A 16,830-nucleotide genomic window follows, 5' to 3' on the forward strand; every position below is an offset into this window, starting at 1 on the left:
CCGCCCCGCCCCGCCCCGCCCCGGGCCTAGGCCTTGGCCGGGGCCTTGGCGGTCGGGTCCTCGTCCTCCGGGAGCTTCAGGACGTGCTCCAGGAAGAGGGCCGCGGCGATGACCGCCACGCCCGCCAGGACCGAGAAGCCCGCGTACCAGGCCTGGTCGCGGCGGGCGGGGACGTCGAGGGCGTCGGTCAGCAGGAAGACGCCCACACCGCCGTACATGCCCGCCACCAGCGCCGCCACGAGGGCACTGGCCTGGCCGAAGACCACCGCGCGGGCCGCCATCAGCGGCTCCACGCCCTTGGCGCCCGGGCGGCGCTCGCGCTGGGCCTTGAGGCGGGCGCGCATGGACAGGGCCGTGGCCAGCAGCACCGCCGCGATGACGCCCAGGACGATCGGCGCGGCCAGCGGAACGCCCGGCAGGGTGCCGTAGGCGTTCCACAGGCGCGCGCCCGCCCAGGACAGGACCCCGGCGACCACGAAGATGCCCGCCAGGACCGCCGGCCTCAGTTGCTTCACTTGCCTGTTCCCCACTTTCAGCGAGTAGCCGTGAACAGGCTAACGACTACTCGGGGAGGTGGAGTTCCAGGTCGGGGCGCGGCGTCACGCCGACCAGGCCGATTTCGGCCAGCAGCGCCGTGACCGGGCCGCGACCCGGGATCTGGGCCTCCGGGTCGATGTCGTGCCAGGGGGCCAGCACGAAGGCACGCTGGTGGGCGCGCGGGTGCGGGAGGGTGAGGACCGGGTCGTCGGAGACGCGGTCGGCGTACGCGACGATGTCCACGTCGATCGTGCGCGGGCCCCAGCGCTCCTCGCGGACGCGGTCGAAGGCCTCCTCGACGGCGTGCGCGCGCTCCAGGAGCGAGGACGGCGGCAGGGTGGTCTTCACGGCGACGACCGCGTTGAGGTACGAGGGCTGCGAGCCGGGCTCGACGCCCCACGGCTCGGTCTCGTAGACGGGGGAGACGGCCTTGACCCGCATGCCGGGGGTGTCACCGAGGGCGTCGATGGCGCCCTGCAGGGTCTCCAGCCGGTTGCCGAGGTTCGCACCGAGCGCGATCACGGCCCACTTGGGGTTGGACAGGGTCACGTCCGCCGCGTCGACCGTCTCGACGACGGAGGCGGGTACGGGCTGGACGGTGGGGTCGCTCTGAGCGTTCAGTGCGTTGTTCATGCGCGGCTCCGGGTGATCGTGATGGTCACGTCGTCGAAGGGGACGGTGATGGGCGCGTCCGGCTTGTGGACGACGACCTCCACCTGCGCCACCGCTTCGTGCTTGAGGCACTGCTGGGCGATCCGCTCGGCCAGGGTTTCGATGAGGTCGACGGGCTCACCCTGGACCACGTCGACGACTTCCTCCGCGACTACCCCGTAATGCACGGTCTTAGCCAGGTCGTCTCCGGCCGCCGCGGGGCGGGTGTCGAGGTGCAGCACGAGGTCGACGATGAAGGTCTGGCCTTCCTCGCGTTCCCGGGGGAAGACGCCGTGGTGCCCGCGAGCCTTGAGGCCGCGCAGCGCGACACGATCCACGCGAATCACTCCTGCTTTCGTAGGTGCTTCCGGTCCCGGGGCTCCCCAGGGCCATGGCTGCGCCGAGTGCGGTCGGCGTCGTCCGTCTTCGAATTTACCTGCGAAATACTCCGGATCCCGCCGGAGGGGTCAGGAGGCGTCCTCCTCCTCGTCGTCGTCGGACTCCGTGAGGACGGGAGAACCGTGGTGGGACCAGAGCCGCCAGCCCTCGGATGTGCGTCGGAACACATTCGTCGCCACGACGAGCTGACCGACGAGCGGGCCGAGTTCCCCGCCGTCCTCGGCGGGGCCGCCGCTGAGGATGTTCTCCGTACACGTCACCAGGGCGGTATCGCCTATTACGGTCACTTTGGTGTCGGTGAGGAAGAACTGGATGTAGTCGGTGTGCGACATGATCAGCGCGTACGAGCGCAGGACCTCGCCGCGGCCCGAGAGCACCGGCCAGCCGGGGTGGACGCAGGAGATCTCGTCCTCCAGCCAGAGCGCCGACAGTGAGTCGAAGTCCCCCCGCTCCATTGCCTCGTAGAAGGCCGTGTTGACCTCTTCGACCGCCTCGATGTCGGTTCTGCTCACGGTGCTCCTTGTCGGTGGGTGAGGATCAGAGTGCCCCTTCGACGGCGCGGGCCACCCGTACGGCGTCCGCGGTCGCCCGTACCTCGTGCACCCGCACGGCCCAGGCGCCCTGGTGGGCGGCGATCGCGGAGACGGCGGCCGTGGCGGCGTCCCGTTCGCGGGCGGGCGGCGGGGTGGTGTCGGCGCCGCCGGCCAGGACCCGGCCGAGGAAACGCTTCCTCGACGCGGCGACCAGCAGCGGGAAGCCCAGTGCGCGCAGCTCGGGCAGATGGGCCACGAGGGCCAGGTCGTGCTCGGCGTTCTTGGCGAAGCCCAGCCCGGGGTCGACGACGATCCGCTCGGGGGCGATCCCGCCGGCCACGACCGCGTCGATCCGGGCCCGCAGTTCGGTGGTGACCTCGCCGACCACGTCCTCGTAGACGGCGAGGCTGTTCATACCGGCGCTGAAGCCGCGCCAGTGCATCACCACGAACGGCACCTCGGCGGCGGCGACGGCCGGGATCATCTCGGGGTCGGCGAGGCCGCCGCTGACGTCGTTGACCAGGGTCGCGCCGGCTTCGACGGCCCGGGCGGCGACGACGGCGCGCATGGTGTCGACCGAGACGGTGACGCCTTCGGAGGCCAGGCCCCGGACCACGGGGACGACCCGGCGCAGCTCCTCCTCCTCGTCGACGCGGGAGGCACCGGGGCGGGTGGACTCGCCGCCGACGTCGACGAGGTCGGCGCCGTGCTCGACGAGGTCGAGGCCGCGCTTGACCGCGGCGGTGGTGTCGAACCAGCGGCCGCCGTCGGAGAAGGAGTCGGGGGTGACGTTGACGACGCCCATGACCGCGCAACGGTCCCAGTCCGGCAGACCTGCGACCCGGCCCCTGCCGGTGGCTCCGCGCTTCGTGTTCATAGGTCCAAGGGTAGGGCTGACCTGGATACGACAGGGCCCCGGCGTCTCGCGACCGCCGGGGCCCTGGACGGGCGTGTGCGAGGGCTACGCCGCCTGGACCTCGCGCTCCTGCTGCTTGGGCACGGACGCCATGTGGGTGTGCGTGCAGGTGCGCACCGGCTTGGGCCGGCGGCGGCTGGCGAAGAGTCGGGGCAGGGCCACGGTGACGAAGCCCTCCGCCTGCATCACGGCGAAGCCGATGCGGGGCAGGTCGCGGCTGTTGCGGTAGACCATGAAGCGCGGCTCCCAGCGGGGGCGGAACTTCTCGTTGAACTTGTAGAGCGACTCGATCTGGAACCAGCGGGAGAGGAAGACCAGCAGGTTGCGCCACATCCGCAGGACCGGGCCGGCGCCGATCTTCTCGCCGCGGGCGAGGGCCGCGCGGAACATCGCGAAGTTCAGCGAGACCTTCTCGATCTTCAGGTCGGGGGCGGCCTGGAGGGAGGCGACGATCAGCAGTTCGTTCATGCCGGGGTCGGCGGCGCGGTCGCGGCGCATCAGCTCCAGCGACATGCCGTCCTTGCCCCACGGGACGAAGTGCAGGACGGCCTTCAGGTCGCCGAAGGGGCTGGTGTCGCCCTCCTCCACGCGGTGGGCGGTGGCGATGAAGCAGTCGCCGTCGCCCTCCTCGCCGACCCGGCCCAGGGCCATCGAGAAGCCGCGCTCGGTGTCGGTGCCGCGCCAGGCCTCGGCCGCGCCGCGGACCCGCTCCAGCTCCTCCTCGGTCAGCTCGCTGACCCGGCGGACCTGGGTGGTGTAGCCGTTGCGTTCGATGCGCTTCACCATCTGGCGGACATTGCGCATGGGACGGCCCGCGAGGGAGAAGTCTTTGACATCGACAATCGCCTCGTCACCCAGCTCCAGGGCGTCCAGACCGGTCTCGCGGGTCCAGACCTCGCCACCGGTCTCGCTGCAGCCCACGACGGCCGGGGTCCAGGAGTGGGCCTTGGCCTCCTCCATGAACCGCTCGATCGCGCCGGGCCAGGCCTCGACGTCGCCGATGGGGTCGCCGGAGGCGAGCATCACACCGGAGACGACGCGGTAGGTGACGGCGGCCTTGCCGCTGGGGGAGAAGACGACGGCCTTGTCGCGGCGCAGCGCGAAGTGGCCGAGCGAGTCGCGGCCGCCGTGCTTGGCGAGCAGCTCGCGCAGCTTGCCCTCGTCGTCGGCGGTGAGCCGGGCGGCCGGGTGCTCGGGGCGGAAGGCCAGGTAGATGGTGGTGAGGGCGGTCAGCATGCCGAGGGCGCCGAGGGAGTACCCGACGGTCCAGGACACCTGGCCCGCGTAGTCGACGGGGCCCTCGAAGCCGAAGAGGCCGTAGACGACGTGCGTGATCTGTTCGTACAGGCCCGGGTTGCCGACGACCCGGTTCGGGTGGACGTTGACGATGAGCAGGCCGAGCCCGATGGAGCCGGCGCTCATCAGGACGAAGTTGGCGAGGGCCTTCCAGCGGCTGCGCGGGTCGGGCAGCGCCTTGAATTCATTCTGGTGGCGCAGCAGCAGCACGAAGAGCAGCGCCGCGATCACCACGCCGGGGATCGAGTGCCGGTAGAGGAACTGCGCCACGGCACCCGCCGGCAGCAGGACGACCGCCGCCCGCCAGGCCCGGCGCTTGCGGCGCTTGAGGCCGTGCGCGAGCAGCAGGAGCAGTACGCCCGCGCTGATCGCGAGGGCCGCTGCGAAGGGGCCGAACACCGGCAGCACCTCGGCGACCGCGTGGATCCGGCTGTGCCGGAAGCGCGGGAACACCCCTGCCGCGATGTCCAGAAGGCCGACGATCATGACGGCCGTACCTACCAGGCCGGGCACCGACTCCGGCTGTGGACCTCGGAGGATTCGGCGGACCCTGCTCGGAACCTGTCCCGACTTATCGCCATCTATCCTGCTAGACATCGCTTCCCGTTGCTCCGCGAGAGATCATGTGGCCGAAGGCCGCGACAGCCTCCGGTGTGTGGTGCGTCCCTTAGGACGACATCGACGAGGAGCGGGTTCACTCTTTCGTCGGAAAAAAACAGTCCTGCCACCAGAAAGTCGACTGACTGCTCATGGGTCTCACCAGTAATACGGTTCTGGCGCTGGCCATCATCGCCGGTGTGCTGCTCTTCGCGGCCACGGTGTGGTTCTGGCCGAAGCTCTCGGGCCGCACCTGGCGCGCGTTCGCCGGCCGTATCGGTCTGCTGCTGGCGACCCAGCTGGCGCTGTTCTCGGCTGTGGGGCTCGCGGCTAACAAGTCGTTCCTCTTCTACGGTTCCTGGGCCGACCTGTTCGGCCAGGAGACGTCCATGGGCAAGGTCGTCGACCACTCGATGAGCAGCAAGGACATCAAGGTCGTCGACAAGCAGAAGCTGGACGTACCCGGTGGCGCCAAGCCCCAGGTGGGCGGTCAGATCCTGAAGGTTGCCATATCCGGGCAGAAGTCGAAGATAACGAGCCCCGGCTACGTGTGGCTCCCGCCGGAGTACTTCCAGCCGCAGCACAAGGACGAGAACTTTCCGGCGTCCGTCGTCCTGACGGGCTACCCGGGCACCGCCGAGAACCTGATCAAAGGGCTCGACTACCCCATGAAGGCCTTCAGCCTGTCCAAGTCGGGCAAGATGAAGCCGATGATCCTGGTCATGCTGCGCCCGACCGTGGCGCCGCCGCGTGACACCGAGTGCGTCGACGTCCCCGGCGGCCCGCAGACCGAGACCTTCTTCGGGGTGGACCTCCCGCAGGCCATCCAGGACACCTTCCGGGTCGGCAAGAAGCCCCAGAACATGGGCTTCATCGGCAACTCCACGGGCGGTTACTGCGCCCTGAAGATCGCCACGCACTACCCGCAGACCTTCGGTGCCGCCGCCGGCCTGTCCGCGTACTACGAGGCCCCGGACGACCCGACGACCGGTGACCTGTTCCACGGGGACGAGAAGTTGAAGAAGCGCGCGGACGTGCTGCACAGCATCGAGCGCAAGAAGCCGACCGGTACGTCCTTCCTCGTGACCAGCAGCGAGAAGGGCGAGCCGAACCTCGCCGACACCAGGAAGTTCATCAAGAAGGTGCAGGGCCCGGACCGGGTCTCCTCCATCATCCTCGACAGCGGTGGCCACAACTTCAACACGTGGCGACGTGAGATCCCGCCGATGCTGACGTGGATGAGCGGCCGCATCGAGGCCTGACCGGCCCGCCGACATCCGACATCCGGCGTCGACGTACCTGTGACCGGCCCTTCGGGGCCGGTCACGGTCGTTCGTGAGGTCAGGCCTCCTGCAGCCCGGCCCGGCGCAGCGCCCGATGGACCCCCTCCGGGGTCAGTACGCCGACCAGCTCGCCGGATCGCGGGTCCGTGACCCCGATCCGTCCCGAGTCCTCCTGCAGCAGGGCGGCGAGGGCCTCGCGCAGCGTGGCGCCCAGCGCCACCGAGGCCGCCGGGGCCTTCCCGTCCGCCTCGGCCAGGTCGGCCGCCTCGACCGGGGTGACCGCGAGCCGCTTGAGCCCCCGGTCGGCGCCGACGAAGGAGGCCACGTACGCGGTGGCGGGCGCCCCGAGGACCGCCGCCGGGTGGGCGAACTGCTCGATGGTGCCCGTGCCGTAGACCGCGATGCGGTCGCCGAGCCGGATCGCCTCCTCCAGGTCGTGGGTGACCAGCAGGATCGTCTTGCGCACCGTCTTCTGCAGGGCCAGGAACTCGTTCTGCAGCCGCTCGCGGACCACCGGGTCGACCGCGCCGAAGGGCTCGTCCATCAGCAGCACCGGCGGATCGGCGGCGAGGGCGCGGGCCACGCCGACGCGCTGGCGCTGCCCGCCGGACAGCTGCTCCGGGTAGCGGCCCCCGTACACGGCCGGGTCCAGGCCGACCAGTTCGAGCAGTTCGGCCGCCCGGGCGCGGGCCTTCGCCTTGGGGGTGCCGATCAGCTGTGGCACGGTCGCCGTGTTCTCCAGCACCGTCTTGTGCGGGAACAGCCCGACCTGCTGGATGACGTACCCGATCCGGCGGCGCAGCTCGACCGGATCGGCGGCCGCTATGTCCTCGCCGTTCAGCAGGATCCGGCCGGAGGTCGGGTCGATCAGCCGGTTGACCATCTTCATCGTGGTCGTCTTGCCGCAGCCGGACGGTCCCACGAGCGTGACCAGCTCCCCCTCCGCCACCTCGAAGGACAGGTCCTCGACGGCTGTGGTCCCGTCGGGGTAGCGCTTGGTCACATGCTCGAATCGGATCACAAACCCATCTTTCCGCACGCCGGTCGCTGATTTGTGAAGGGCGTGTTGCCCCGGTGCGAAGGATTCCGGCCATTGAGGGTGGTGGGGGTTAGGGTCGCTGTAACGGGTGAGTGTGAAGACGTACGTTCGAATGATGGGGGGTGGGGGGCGTGGCGGCACCGAACTGCCTGGTGGCGAACGACTGGATCTGCTGGGACTACGTCACCTCCCGCTCCCAGGAACTGACCGACGCCACCCTCGAACACATCTGGCTCACGGGCGTGTCGGTCCTGATCGGCATCGCCGTGTCCGTGCCGCTCGCCCTGCTGGCCCGCCGCGGCCGCCACTGGGCGGCGCCCGTCCTGGCCCTGACCACCCTCCTCTACACGATCCCCTCGCTCGCCATGTTCTCCCTGCTGCTGCCCGTCTTCGGACTCTCGGCGGCCCTGGTGGTGACCGGGCTGGTGCTGTACTCGCTGACGATCCTGGTCCGCAACGTCCTGGCCGGCCTGGAGGCCGTCCCCGAGGACGTACGGGAGGCGGCGCGCGGCATGGGCTACGGCCCGGGGCGGCTGCTGTGGCAGGTCGAACTGCCGCTCGCGCTGCCCGCGCTGCTCGCCGGCGTACGGATCGCCACCGTCTCGACGGTGGCGCTGACCACGGTCGGCTCCATCGTCGGCAAGGGCGGCCTCGGCAACCTCATCGCCCCGGCCGTGAACAGCTCCTTCAAGGCCCAGGTGCTCACCGCCTCGGTGCTGTGCGTGCTGCTCGCGCTCGTGGCCGACCTGCTGCTGCTCGGCGTACAGCGGCTGCTCACCCCGTGGACCCGGGCCGGTGCCGGGCGCCGGGGCCGGTCCGCGGCACCGACCCGGGAGACGACCTCGACCCCGGCTCCGGCTCCGGCGAAGGGGGTCTGAGACCGTGGGAGGCGTCATCGGAGGGGCCTGGGACTGGCTGGCGAACGGCGCCAACTGGTCGGGGGAGAGCGGTGTCTGGCACCGGCTCGGCGAGCACGTCTACGTCAGCGCGGTCGCGCTCGCGATCGCCTGCGCGGTGGCCCTGCCGATCGGCCTGTTCCTCGGCCACCTCGGCAAGGGCGGCACCCTCGCGATCAACATCTCCAACATCGGCCGGGCCGTCCCCGTCTTCGCGGTGCTGGCCCTGTTCATGGTCTCCCCGCTGCGCAACGCCGGCTACCTGCCCACCATCGCCGCGCTCGTGCTCTTCGCCGTCCCGCCGCTGCTGACCAACGCCTACGTCGGCATGCGCGAGGTGGACCGCTCGGTCGTGGAGGCCGCCCGCGGCATGGGCATGTCCGGGATCCAGCTCTTCCTGCGCGTCGAACTTCCGCTCGCGCGCGCCATGGTGATGACCGGGCTGCGCTCGGGCGCCGTCCAGGTCATCGCCACGGCCACGATCGCCGCCATGGTCGGCCAGGGCGGCCTCGGTCGGATCATCACCGCCGGCTTCAACACGTACGACACCCCGCAGGTCGTCGCGGGCGCCCTGCTGGTGGCCGCGCTCGCCCTGCTGGTGGAGGGCGTGCTGGTGGCGGCGGACCGGCTGCTGCTGCCGCGGGCGGCGGCGTCCCGCTGATTCCTGTCCATCGCCTCGAACGGAGTACCTCCATGACCAAGACCACGCGCGTCCTCGGCGCGTCCCTGGGCGCCCTGGCCCTGACGGTGTCGCTGGCCGCGTGCGGCGGCGACAGCCTGGAGAAGAGCAAGGACGGCGGCTCGGCCTCCGCCGACTCCTCCTCGGGCGCGGGCGGCGCCAAGGGCAGCCTGGTGATCGGCGCGGCCGGTTTCACCGAGTCGAACGTGCTGGCCGAGCTGTACGCGCAGGTCCTCAAGGACGCGGGCTACAGCACCTCGATCAAGACGGTCAACAACCGCGAGCTGTACGAGCCCTCGCTGGAGAAGGGCGAGATCGACGTCGTCCCGGAGTACGCGGCCACACTCGCGGAGTTCCTCAACGCCAAGGTCAACGGCCCGAAGGCGCCCGAGGAGAAGCCGGTCGCCTCCAGCGACGTCGCGGCGACGGTGGCGGGCCTGGAGAAGCTCGCGGGCCCGCTCGGCCTGAAGGCGCTCACCGCCGGTGAGGCGGTCGACCAGAACGCATTCGCCGTGACCAAGGAATTCGCCGAGAAGAACAACCTGAAGACCCTTTCCGATCTTGGTAAGTCCGGACTGAAGGTGAAGATCGCGGCGGGCGACGAATGCAACGTCCGGCCCTTCTGCGCGCCGGGGTTGACCAAGACGTACGGAATTCAAGTTTCCGGTATCGACCCGAAGGGTGTCGGCACCCCCCAGGCCAAGCAGGCGGTCAAGGACGGCGCCGACCAGCTCGTGCTCACCACGACCACCGACGCCACCCTCGACAGCTTCGGTCTGGTCCTGCTGGAGGACGACAAGAAGCTCCAGAACGCCGACAACGTCCTGCCGGTGGTCAACGTCAAGGACGCCGGAACCCCGGAGGTCGCGGCCGCGCTCGACAAGCTGACCAAGGCGCTCACGACGGCCGATCTGGTCGATCTGAACCGCAAGGTGGACGCCGAGCGCGCCAAGCCGGCCGACGTCGCGAAGGCCTACCTGGAGTCCAAGGGCCTGCTGAAGAAGTAGCGCGCACGGGTTGATGGAGAAAAGTGGCTTAACTGCCCGGGAAGAGTTTGCCGGGCGGGTATCCCACTCGACCTCCATGCACTGTAAATTTCGGGCCATGCCCCGTGGACGCCACCGCAATCCTGAACCCCTGCACCGGCTGCTCACGCCGACGACCGTGGCCGGTGTATCCGTCGTCGGCGCCGGCGCGGCCTGGCTCCTGGCGGAACCGATGGCGCTGCGGCTCCTCGTGGCCGTCACGGCGGCCGCCGGGGTCGCCGGCGCCGTCGTCATGCGCGCCTGGGACCGCTCGGCGGGCCGCCGTGTCGCCGAACTCGCGCGCGAGCGGGTCAAGGACGAGTGGAAGACCGACGAGCGGATAGCCGAGCTCGAATCCGACCTCGAAGAGGCCCGGATGCTGCGGGCCCGGCTCGACGCCAAGCTGCGCGCCAAGCGGGTCGAACTGGCGGGCCTGCGCGGCGAGCACGCGGCGCTGCTGCGGCGGTACGCGACCGCCGAGACCGAGCGCGCCAGCGCCCTGGAGGGCCGCCGACTGCTGGCCATCGAGGCCTCCGCGGCGCCGTCCGCCGCGCAGAAGCAACTTCCGGCCGTCACCGAGGAGCGCACCTCGGCGGGCGCGCCCACCGGGGTCGGTTACGCCCGGGCCCACTCGGCCCTGGAGGCGCTGGCCCGCCGGCGGCAGGAGGCCCGGGCGCTGCCCGCGGGGCCGTCGGCCCCGGAGCCCGATCCCGGTCCGGGCCCGGGGCGTGGCCAGGCTCCCGCCTCCTCGCTCCCCGCGCGTCGCCCGGCGGCCGCGGTGGCCCCGTACGCGGCCCAGCGGCGTACGGCCTCACGGATCGAGGGCGGCTTCGACTTCTTCGGCACCAAGAACGCGGCGCAGGCCCGCGCGGTGATCGAGGCGGTGCAGAACGAGGACCTGGCCGACGTGGTCGGCGCGGAAGCCCTCGCGGTGCACAAGGCCGAGTCGGCCCGGGCCGTGGTCGAGCCGGAGTTCAAGCCGGCGACCGACGAGACCCGCGCGGTGGGCCAGGTCATCGACCTGACGGCCCACGACGAGACCGAGCCGATCGACGTGGTCCGGCTCCGCACCGCCATCTCCTAGCCTGCCGGGGGTCGGTCCCCGTACGAGGCCACCAGCCGGGCGAGGTGCCGGCCCGCCACCAGGCCCTAGGCGGGAGGAGACCGCCTAGTCGGTCCGGCCCTGGCGGATCGCGTCGAACCAGCGGACCACCTGTGGTGCCGAGCGGACCGCGGTGGCCGTGTGGTCGGCGTCCGGGCCCTGGTCCACGACCTTCGCCCGGACCCCGTGGCGGGCCAGATCGGCGGCGCAGGCGCGGGAGTTGGCGATCGGGACGTCGGTGTCGCCCGCGCCCGCGTAGAGGCGTACAGGCGCGGCGGGCTTCCAGTCGCAGACCCCGTCGTTGGCCCGGACGGCCTCCAGCAGGGCGCCGTGCGGGCTCCGGATGTTCTCGGCCCACTGCGGGGTCAGCAGCTCCCGCGGCGTCGCCGGGAGCGCGGCCACGATGTCCTGCACCGGGTGGCTCCCGTCGAACAGGCCTTCCACAGCCTGTGCGTAGGGCGCGCGGAACACCTCGGCGGGATCCTTGTAGAGCGGGTGGAGCCGGTTCTGGGCCGTGAGGAAGTACGAGAGGTAGAAGACGCCGACGCGCGGATCGACCCGGCCGTCGGTGAGCCCGGGGAACTCGGTGCCGAGCAGGTCGTGCGGCCCGGCCATCGGGGCCAGCGCACGCAGCCGCAGGCCGTCCCGCCCGCGGGAGAGTTCGCGGCCCAGGGCCATCGCCACCTGGCCGCCCTGGGAGAAGCCGGTGGCGTACACGTCCCTGCTGACCGGGCGCCCCAGCCGGTCGGCGGCGGTGCGGGCGGCCTTCAGCATGTCGACGGAGGCCGTGACCGAGGACCGGGTGTCCATGTACGGGTGGCTGCCCGGGCCGCCGCCCAGGCCCAGGTAGTCGGGGGCGGCGACGGCCCGGCCGGCGGACGCGTGCAGGTACGGGGTGAGGCGGTTGGAGCCGGCGCCACCGGACGGGGCGTCGTCGCGGGTGGCGACCGTGCCGTGGGTGTCGGAGACCAGGTCGAGGCGGTGCGGGCCACCGCGCGGCAGGACGAGCAACCCGGTGGCGGTGGTGGGCCGGCCCTGGGGGTCCACGGTGGCGTAGGTCAGCCGGTAGGCGCGCACGCCGTACCGGACGGTCGCGGGGTCGATGCCCAGGGTGGCGAGTTCGGCGATGACCTGCTCGCGGTCGAGGGTGTCCAGCGGGACGACGGAGAGCAGTTCGCCCCGGGCGGGGGCGGCCGTTGCGGCCTGTGCGGCGGGCGCGGCCGACGCCGCCGGGGCGGCGATCCCACCCAGTACGGCGGCGAGGGCCACCGTCGCGGCGCCGCGCCGCAGCCACTGCCGGCGCCGCTGCTTGCTGTGCTGCGTGATCGTCATGTCGGGAACGCTACGGACGCCCGCGGCGGCTCGACATCCGGGCGGCACCCGGCGGTCGAGGGGGTTAACCCCCGCCCGGCAGGTGTCATCAGAACAGCGGGATTTGCCCGGGGTGTTCGGACAGGACGAAGCCGTCCAGGGTCGGCGCGGAGGCGCCGAGCACCACCCGGGCCCGGGATCCGGGGCAGGACACCAGGTCACCGCGCTCCCGTCCGGACGGCGGATCGTGGCGGGCGATCCGTCCGGCGGTGACGGCGCAGTCGCGGCCGCAGGAGGGGCAGGCCCGGCGGGGAGAATGGGACATGCCGCCCAGTGTGCCCTGCCGCACCGACATCAGCTCGGCTGAGCGGCGAGCCAGGCCTCGTGCGCCCGCTGCACCCGGTCCCACAGCGCGGCCCGGTCCGCGGACGTCAGGTCGTCGAGCTCCCGCCCGAAGACCGTGGTCATGACCTCGAAGAGCTCCTCCGAGGAGGCCAGGTCCCGCTTGCCGCGCCCGCCCCGCGGGTCGAGGGTCAGCAGGATCCTGCCGTGCAGGCGGTTCATGACCCCGGCGTCGCGCCGCAGCATGAAGAAGGACTGCAGGAAGGGGGAGTCCTCGGCGGTGGACAACCGCAGGTGCTCCGCCTCGAAGTCGGCCATGGTGGCGGGGGCCGAGCGGAAGTTCATCGCCGGGAAGGGCGAGTCCTCGTTGAGGAAGGTCCAGCCCGTGTCGGGCCCGTCCGCGCTCCCGAGCGGCCGCAGGCCGTACCGGAAGCCGCGCTCGTAGCGGCCTTCGCGCAGGGGCAGCGGCTCGGGCGGGCCGTCGCCCAGGCCGACGTCCACGAAGTAGGCCTCCCCGTCGATCCGTACCGTCAGGGTGAGGTGGTCGCCGCTCACCTCCCGGGAGTCCGCGTCCGCGCACATGCCCCCGACGTGGCGGGTCACGTCGTACCCGAGGTGCTCCAGCAGCGCCGCGAAGGCGCCGTTGAGGTGGAAGCAGTAGCCGCCGCGCCCGGCGCCGATGCGGCGCACGGACAGCTCGGGGTCGATGCCCGGCGGCCGGCCCAGCTGGATCTCGGTGTTCTCGAACGGGATCCGCTCCAGGTGGGCCCGCGTGAGCGCGAACAGCCCTTCGACGGAGGGGGATCCGGGCTCGGTGATGCCGATCCGCCCCAGGTACGCGGCAAATGTGCCAGAGATGATCATGAACCTACATTAGGTCGGACATCTCACGGCGCGGGGCCCGGGGCTACTTGTCGATGTCGCCGACCACGAAGAAGAGCGAGCCCAGGATCGCCACCATGTCGGCGACCAACTGCCCCGGCAGCAGCACCGCCAGCGCCTGGATGTTGTTGTACGAGGCGCTGCGCAGCTTCAACCGGTACGGGGTCTTCTCGCCCTTGGAGACGAGGTAGTAGCCGTTGATGCCGAGCGGGTTCTCCGTCCACGCGTACGTGTGCCCCTCCGGCGCCTTCAGGACCTTGGGCAGGCGCTGGTTGATCGGCCCCGGCGGGAGGTCGTCCATCCGGTCCAGGCAGGCCACGGCCAGGTCGAGCGCGTTGTGGGTCTGGTCCAGCAGGCACTCGAAGCGGGCCAGGCAGTCGCCCTCGGTGCGGGTGACCACCTTCAGGACGTCCTGGAGCTCGCCGTAGGACAGGTACGGCTCGTCGCGCCGCAGGTCGAAGTCGACGCCGGAGGCCCGGGCGATCGGGCCGGAGACCCCGTACGCGTGCACCGCCTCGGCGGACAGCACGCCGACCCCGCGCGTACGGGCGCGGAAGATCTCGTTCCCGTGGACCAGCTTGTCGTAGACGTCCATCCGGGTCCGGACGTCGGCGATCGCCGCACGGGCCCGGCCGAGCCAGCCGGCCGGGAGGTCCTCCTTGAGGCCGCCGACCCGGTTGAACATGTAGTGCATCCGGCCGCCGGAGATCTCCTCCATCACGGCCTGGAGCTCCTCGCGCTCGCGGAACGCGTGGAAGATCGGGGTGATGCCACCCAGTTCGAGGGGGTACGAGCCGAGGAACATCAGGTGGTTCAGCACCCGGTTCAGCTCGGCCAGCAGGGTGCGCATCCACACGGCCCGCTCGGGGACCTCCATGCCGAGCATCCGCTCGACGGCCATGACCACGCCCAGCTCGTTCGAGAACGCGGACAGCCAGTCGTGGCGGTTCGCGAGCATCACGATCTGCCGGTAGTCGCGGGCCTCGAAGAGCTTCTCCGCACCGCGGTGCATGTAGCCGACCACCGGTTCGGCACTGACGATCCGCTCGCCGTCCAGGACGAGGCGCAGGCGCAGCACGCCGTGCGTGGAAGGGTGCTGGGGGCCGATGTTGAGCACCATGTCGGTGCTCTCCGCCGCTCCGCCGATACCGACCGTGGTCTCCGTCATGCGGGCATTGTCTCAGCCCTAGGGTGGGCGCATGGAAACGGGGACAATGGGTGAGACGGACGGCCCCGCGTGGGTCGGGCTGCCCGGTGGGCTGCTCACACTGCGGCGGACGCTGCTGCTGATATGGACGCTGTCGCTCGCCGTCGTGACCGCCGTCGTACCGGGGCTCACGCTCGGCCCGGCATGGGCGGCCCTCGGGGCGATCTGGCTCGTGGTCCTGGCCTGGGGCTGGGTCCTCCTCGGTCGGAACTGGCGGTCCTGGCGCTACGCCGAACGCGCGGACGACCTGCTGATCAGCCGGGGCGTGCTGTGGCGGGAGGAGACCGTGGTGCCGTACGGGCGGATGCAACTGGTCGAGGTCACCTCCGGCCCGCTGGAGCGCCGCTTCGGCCTGGCCTCCGTACAGCTGCACACGGCCGCGGCGGCCAGCGACGCCAAGATCCCCGGGCTGGCGCCGGCCGAGGCGGAACGGCTGCGCGACCGGCTCACCGCCCTCGGCGAGGCAAGGTCGGCGGGCCTGTGAGCCCCGGTCCGCAGGGCTCGGACCCCCGCCCCGAGGCACACGACGCGCAGACCGCGCCCGAGCCGTCGGCGGCGGACGACCCCGTGCGGGCGAAGCCCGGCGCCGGCGAAGCCTCCGCCGCTCACGCGCCCGAGCCCGTACCCGGGGAACCCCCCGCCGAGCTCGCCGCAGGCGGCCCGGTGGAGCGCCGGCTGCACCCCTTCACCCCGCTGCGCCGCGCCTGGGTGCCGATCGCCGCGACCGTCGGCGTGCTCGCCCACCAGGGCGACCAGGCCGGGAGATGGGTGGCCGACCTGCCCGCCCTCCTGCGGGTGGCCTCGGTGGCCGGCCTGATCATGGTCTTCGGCACCTACGGATTCCTCAGCTGGTGGTTCACCCACTACGCCGTCACCGACACCGAACTGCGCATCCGCAGCGGGCTCTTCTTCCGGCGCACCGCGCACATCCGCCTCGACCGGCTCCAGGCCGTGGACGTCACCCGCCCCCTCCTGGCCCGGCTGACCGGCGTCGCGAGCCTGCGGCTCGACGTCATCGGCGCCGAGGACAAGGACCAGCTGGCCTTCCTCGGCGAGAAGGAGGCCGTCGCCCTGCGCGCCGAGCTCCTGGCCCGCGCGGCCGGCTTCGCCCCCGAGGAGGCCGTGAGCCTGGGCGAGGCCCCCGAACGCGAACTGCTGCGCGTGACCCCGCGCGAGATCGTCGTGTCGCTGCTGCTCAATCTCGGCGTCTGGGCCCTGCTGGTCCCCGGGCTGACCGTGCCGGTCGTCGTGTGGTGGGTCAGCTCCAGCCCCTGGGCCGCCCTCGTCGCCGTGCTCCCGATGCTCGGCGCCGTCTGGGCGGGCACCGCGGGCCGGTTCCTCACCGAGTACGACTGGCGGGTCGCCGAATCCCCCGACGGACTGCGCCTGGACCACGGACTGCTGGACCGGGCCCACGAGACCGTGCCGCCGGGCCGCGTGCAGAACGTACGGATCGTGGAGCCGCTGCTGTGGCGCAGGCGCGGCCTGGTCCGGGTGGAGCTGAAGGTCGCCGGCTCGAACAACACCGTCCTGGTCCCGGTCGCCTCGCGGGACGCCGCCACCGCCGTCATCGCCCGGGTGCTGCCCGGTGTGGACCTGGCGGCCCTGTCCTTCTCGGGCTCCCCGCGGACCGGGTCCCGCTGGGTGGTGCCGGTGTGGTGGAAGGGCTACGCGCTGGCGCTCTCCCCGGAGGTGTTCGCCGCCCGGCACGGCCGCCTGTGCCGGCGTACGGACGTCGTCCCGCACGCCAAGGTGCAGAGCGTCCGCTTCACGCAGGGCCCGTGGGCCCGCGCCCGCGGGGTCGCCGACGTCCACGTGGACACCGGCGCGAACTGCACGGTCACGGCCCGACTCCGCCCGGAGCCGGAGGCCGCGGCCCTGCTGCACGCCCAGGCCGCCCGCTCCCGCACCTCCCGGGCCTCGGCCCGACCGGACCGCTGGATGACGGCGCCGGACCCCGACGCCTGAACCGGCGCGCCGCCCCTGCTCCCACCGAGCGGGGGCGCCCGAGGCATGAGGCCGTCGCCCCGGTACGGCGCCGGGTGGCGACCGGAGGGGCCCGGCAGTAGGCTTTTCTCGCAAAAATCGGGGATGAGGAAGCGGGCCCAGGCCCCCCACCGAGGTCGCGCACCTCG

Annotated in this window: 18 protein-coding genes; 7 read left to right on the forward strand and 11 right to left on the reverse strand. The window is 71.9% G+C overall.

Going from position 1 to position 16,830, the window contains the following annotated elements; all coding sequences use genetic code 11:
* Positions 1–26: 26 nt before the first annotated feature.
* From OG624_RS22825 to OG624_RS22850, 6 genes are all read right to left on the reverse strand, one after another.
* Positions 27–515, reverse strand: a complete 489-nt coding sequence (locus OG624_RS22825; protein ID WP_033219224.1) for a DUF3180 domain-containing protein — start codon at positions 513–515, stop codon at positions 27–29.
* A gap of 46 nt (positions 516–561) precedes the next feature.
* Positions 562–1,170 (reverse strand): 2-amino-4-hydroxy-6-hydroxymethyldihydropteridine diphosphokinase, encoded by a 609-nt coding sequence (gene folK / locus OG624_RS22830; protein WP_033219222.1) that lies wholly within the window; start codon positions 1,168–1,170, stop codon positions 562–564.
* The gene (gene folB / locus OG624_RS22835; RefSeq protein ID WP_030010912.1) at positions 1,167–1,526 is read right to left on the reverse strand and encodes a dihydroneopterin aldolase; all 360 of its coding nucleotides are present in this window, start codon (positions 1,524–1,526) and stop codon (positions 1,167–1,169) included. Before folB ends, folK begins: the two co-directional genes overlap by 4 nt.
* 129 nt (positions 1,527–1,655) lie before the next feature.
* Positions 1,656–2,099: a nuclear transport factor 2 family protein gene (locus OG624_RS22840; RefSeq protein ID WP_033219220.1), complete on the reverse strand. Its 444-nt coding sequence runs from the start codon at positions 2,097–2,099 to the stop codon at positions 1,656–1,658.
* A 25-nt stretch (positions 2,100–2,124) separates the two neighbouring features.
* Positions 2,125–2,997, reverse strand: a complete 873-nt coding sequence (gene folP, locus OG624_RS22845; protein WP_033219218.1) for a dihydropteroate synthase — start codon at positions 2,995–2,997, stop codon at positions 2,125–2,127.
* A gap of 84 nt (positions 2,998–3,081) precedes the next feature.
* A complete protein-coding gene (locus OG624_RS22850; RefSeq protein WP_033219216.1) occupies positions 3,082–4,929 on the reverse strand; it encodes a phosphatidylglycerol lysyltransferase domain-containing protein in 1,848 nt (615 codons plus the stop codon).
* 152 nt (positions 4,930–5,081) lie between these two features.
* On the opposite strand from OG624_RS22850, the gene OG624_RS22855 reads away from it, so the two are divergent.
* Entirely contained in the window at positions 5,082–6,191 is a 1,110-nt protein-coding gene (locus tag OG624_RS22855) for an alpha/beta hydrolase (protein WP_033219214.1), read from the forward strand.
* 79 nt (positions 6,192–6,270) lie between these two features.
* On the opposite strand, the gene OG624_RS22860 is transcribed toward OG624_RS22855, so the two are convergent.
* Positions 6,271–7,233, reverse strand: a complete 963-nt coding sequence (locus tag OG624_RS22860; protein ID WP_371639787.1) for an ABC transporter ATP-binding protein — start codon at positions 7,231–7,233, stop codon at positions 6,271–6,273.
* A gap of 149 nt (positions 7,234–7,382) precedes the next feature.
* Between OG624_RS22860 and OG624_RS22865 the strand changes: the two genes are divergently transcribed.
* From OG624_RS22865 to OG624_RS22880, 4 genes are all read left to right on the forward strand, one after another.
* Entirely contained in the window at positions 7,383–8,129 is a 747-nt protein-coding gene (locus tag OG624_RS22865; RefSeq protein WP_033219210.1) for an ABC transporter permease, read from the forward strand.
* 4 nt (positions 8,130–8,133) lie between these two features.
* Positions 8,134–8,808, forward strand: a complete 675-nt coding sequence (locus OG624_RS22870; RefSeq protein ID WP_033219208.1) for an ABC transporter permease — start codon at positions 8,134–8,136, stop codon at positions 8,806–8,808.
* A gap of 32 nt (positions 8,809–8,840) precedes the next feature.
* Positions 8,841–9,833, forward strand: a complete 993-nt coding sequence (locus OG624_RS22875) for an ABC transporter substrate-binding protein (protein WP_033219206.1) — start codon at positions 8,841–8,843, stop codon at positions 9,831–9,833.
* Positions 9,834–9,930: 97 nt separating this feature from the next.
* Positions 9,931–10,935, forward strand: coding sequence for a hypothetical protein (locus OG624_RS22880; protein ID WP_371639788.1), 1,005 nt, complete (start codon positions 9,931–9,933; stop codon positions 10,933–10,935).
* 84 nt (positions 10,936–11,019) lie between these two features.
* On the opposite strand, the gene OG624_RS22885 is transcribed toward OG624_RS22880, so the two are convergent.
* The 4 genes from OG624_RS22885 to OG624_RS22900 all read right to left on the reverse strand — a co-directional run bounded on the left by OG624_RS22885 (position 11,020) and on the right by OG624_RS22900 (position 14,656).
* Positions 11,020–12,285, reverse strand: coding sequence for an alpha/beta hydrolase family protein (locus OG624_RS22885; RefSeq protein WP_371639789.1), 1,266 nt, complete (start codon positions 12,283–12,285; stop codon positions 11,020–11,022).
* An 88-nt stretch (positions 12,286–12,373) separates the two neighbouring features.
* Entirely contained in the window at positions 12,374–12,589 is a 216-nt protein-coding gene (locus tag OG624_RS22890; RefSeq protein ID WP_371639790.1) for a hypothetical protein, read from the reverse strand.
* 29 nt (positions 12,590–12,618) lie between these two features.
* A complete protein-coding gene (locus tag OG624_RS22895) occupies positions 12,619–13,470 on the reverse strand; it encodes an arylamine N-acetyltransferase family protein (protein WP_033219201.1) in 852 nt (283 codons plus the stop codon).
* Between the two features lie 43 nt (positions 13,471–13,513).
* Complete coding sequence (locus OG624_RS22900; RefSeq protein ID WP_371639791.1) at positions 13,514–14,656, reverse strand: NADH-quinone oxidoreductase subunit D; 1,143 nt, start codon at positions 14,654–14,656, stop codon at positions 13,514–13,516.
* Positions 14,657–14,687: 31 nt separating this feature from the next.
* Here OG624_RS22900 and OG624_RS22905 point away from each other — a divergent pair, with 31 nt between their 5' ends.
* Together OG624_RS22905 and OG624_RS22910 are read left to right on the forward strand one after the other, a co-directional pair.
* Positions 14,688–15,179 carry a PH domain-containing protein gene (locus tag OG624_RS22905; RefSeq protein WP_033219199.1) on the forward strand — a complete coding sequence of 164 codons (492 nt, stop codon included), beginning with the start codon at positions 14,688–14,690 and terminating at the stop codon, positions 15,177–15,179.
* Entirely contained in the window at positions 15,176–16,663 is a 1,488-nt protein-coding gene (locus OG624_RS22910) for a PH domain-containing protein (protein ID WP_371639792.1), read from the forward strand. The genes OG624_RS22905 and OG624_RS22910 overlap by 4 nt, the downstream gene beginning before the upstream one ends.
* Positions 16,664–16,830 lie beyond the last annotated feature (167 nt).

Source organism: Streptomyces virginiae (assembly GCF_041432505.1).
GTDB lineage: Bacteria > Actinomycetota > Actinomycetes > Streptomycetales > Streptomycetaceae > Streptomyces > Streptomyces virginiae_A.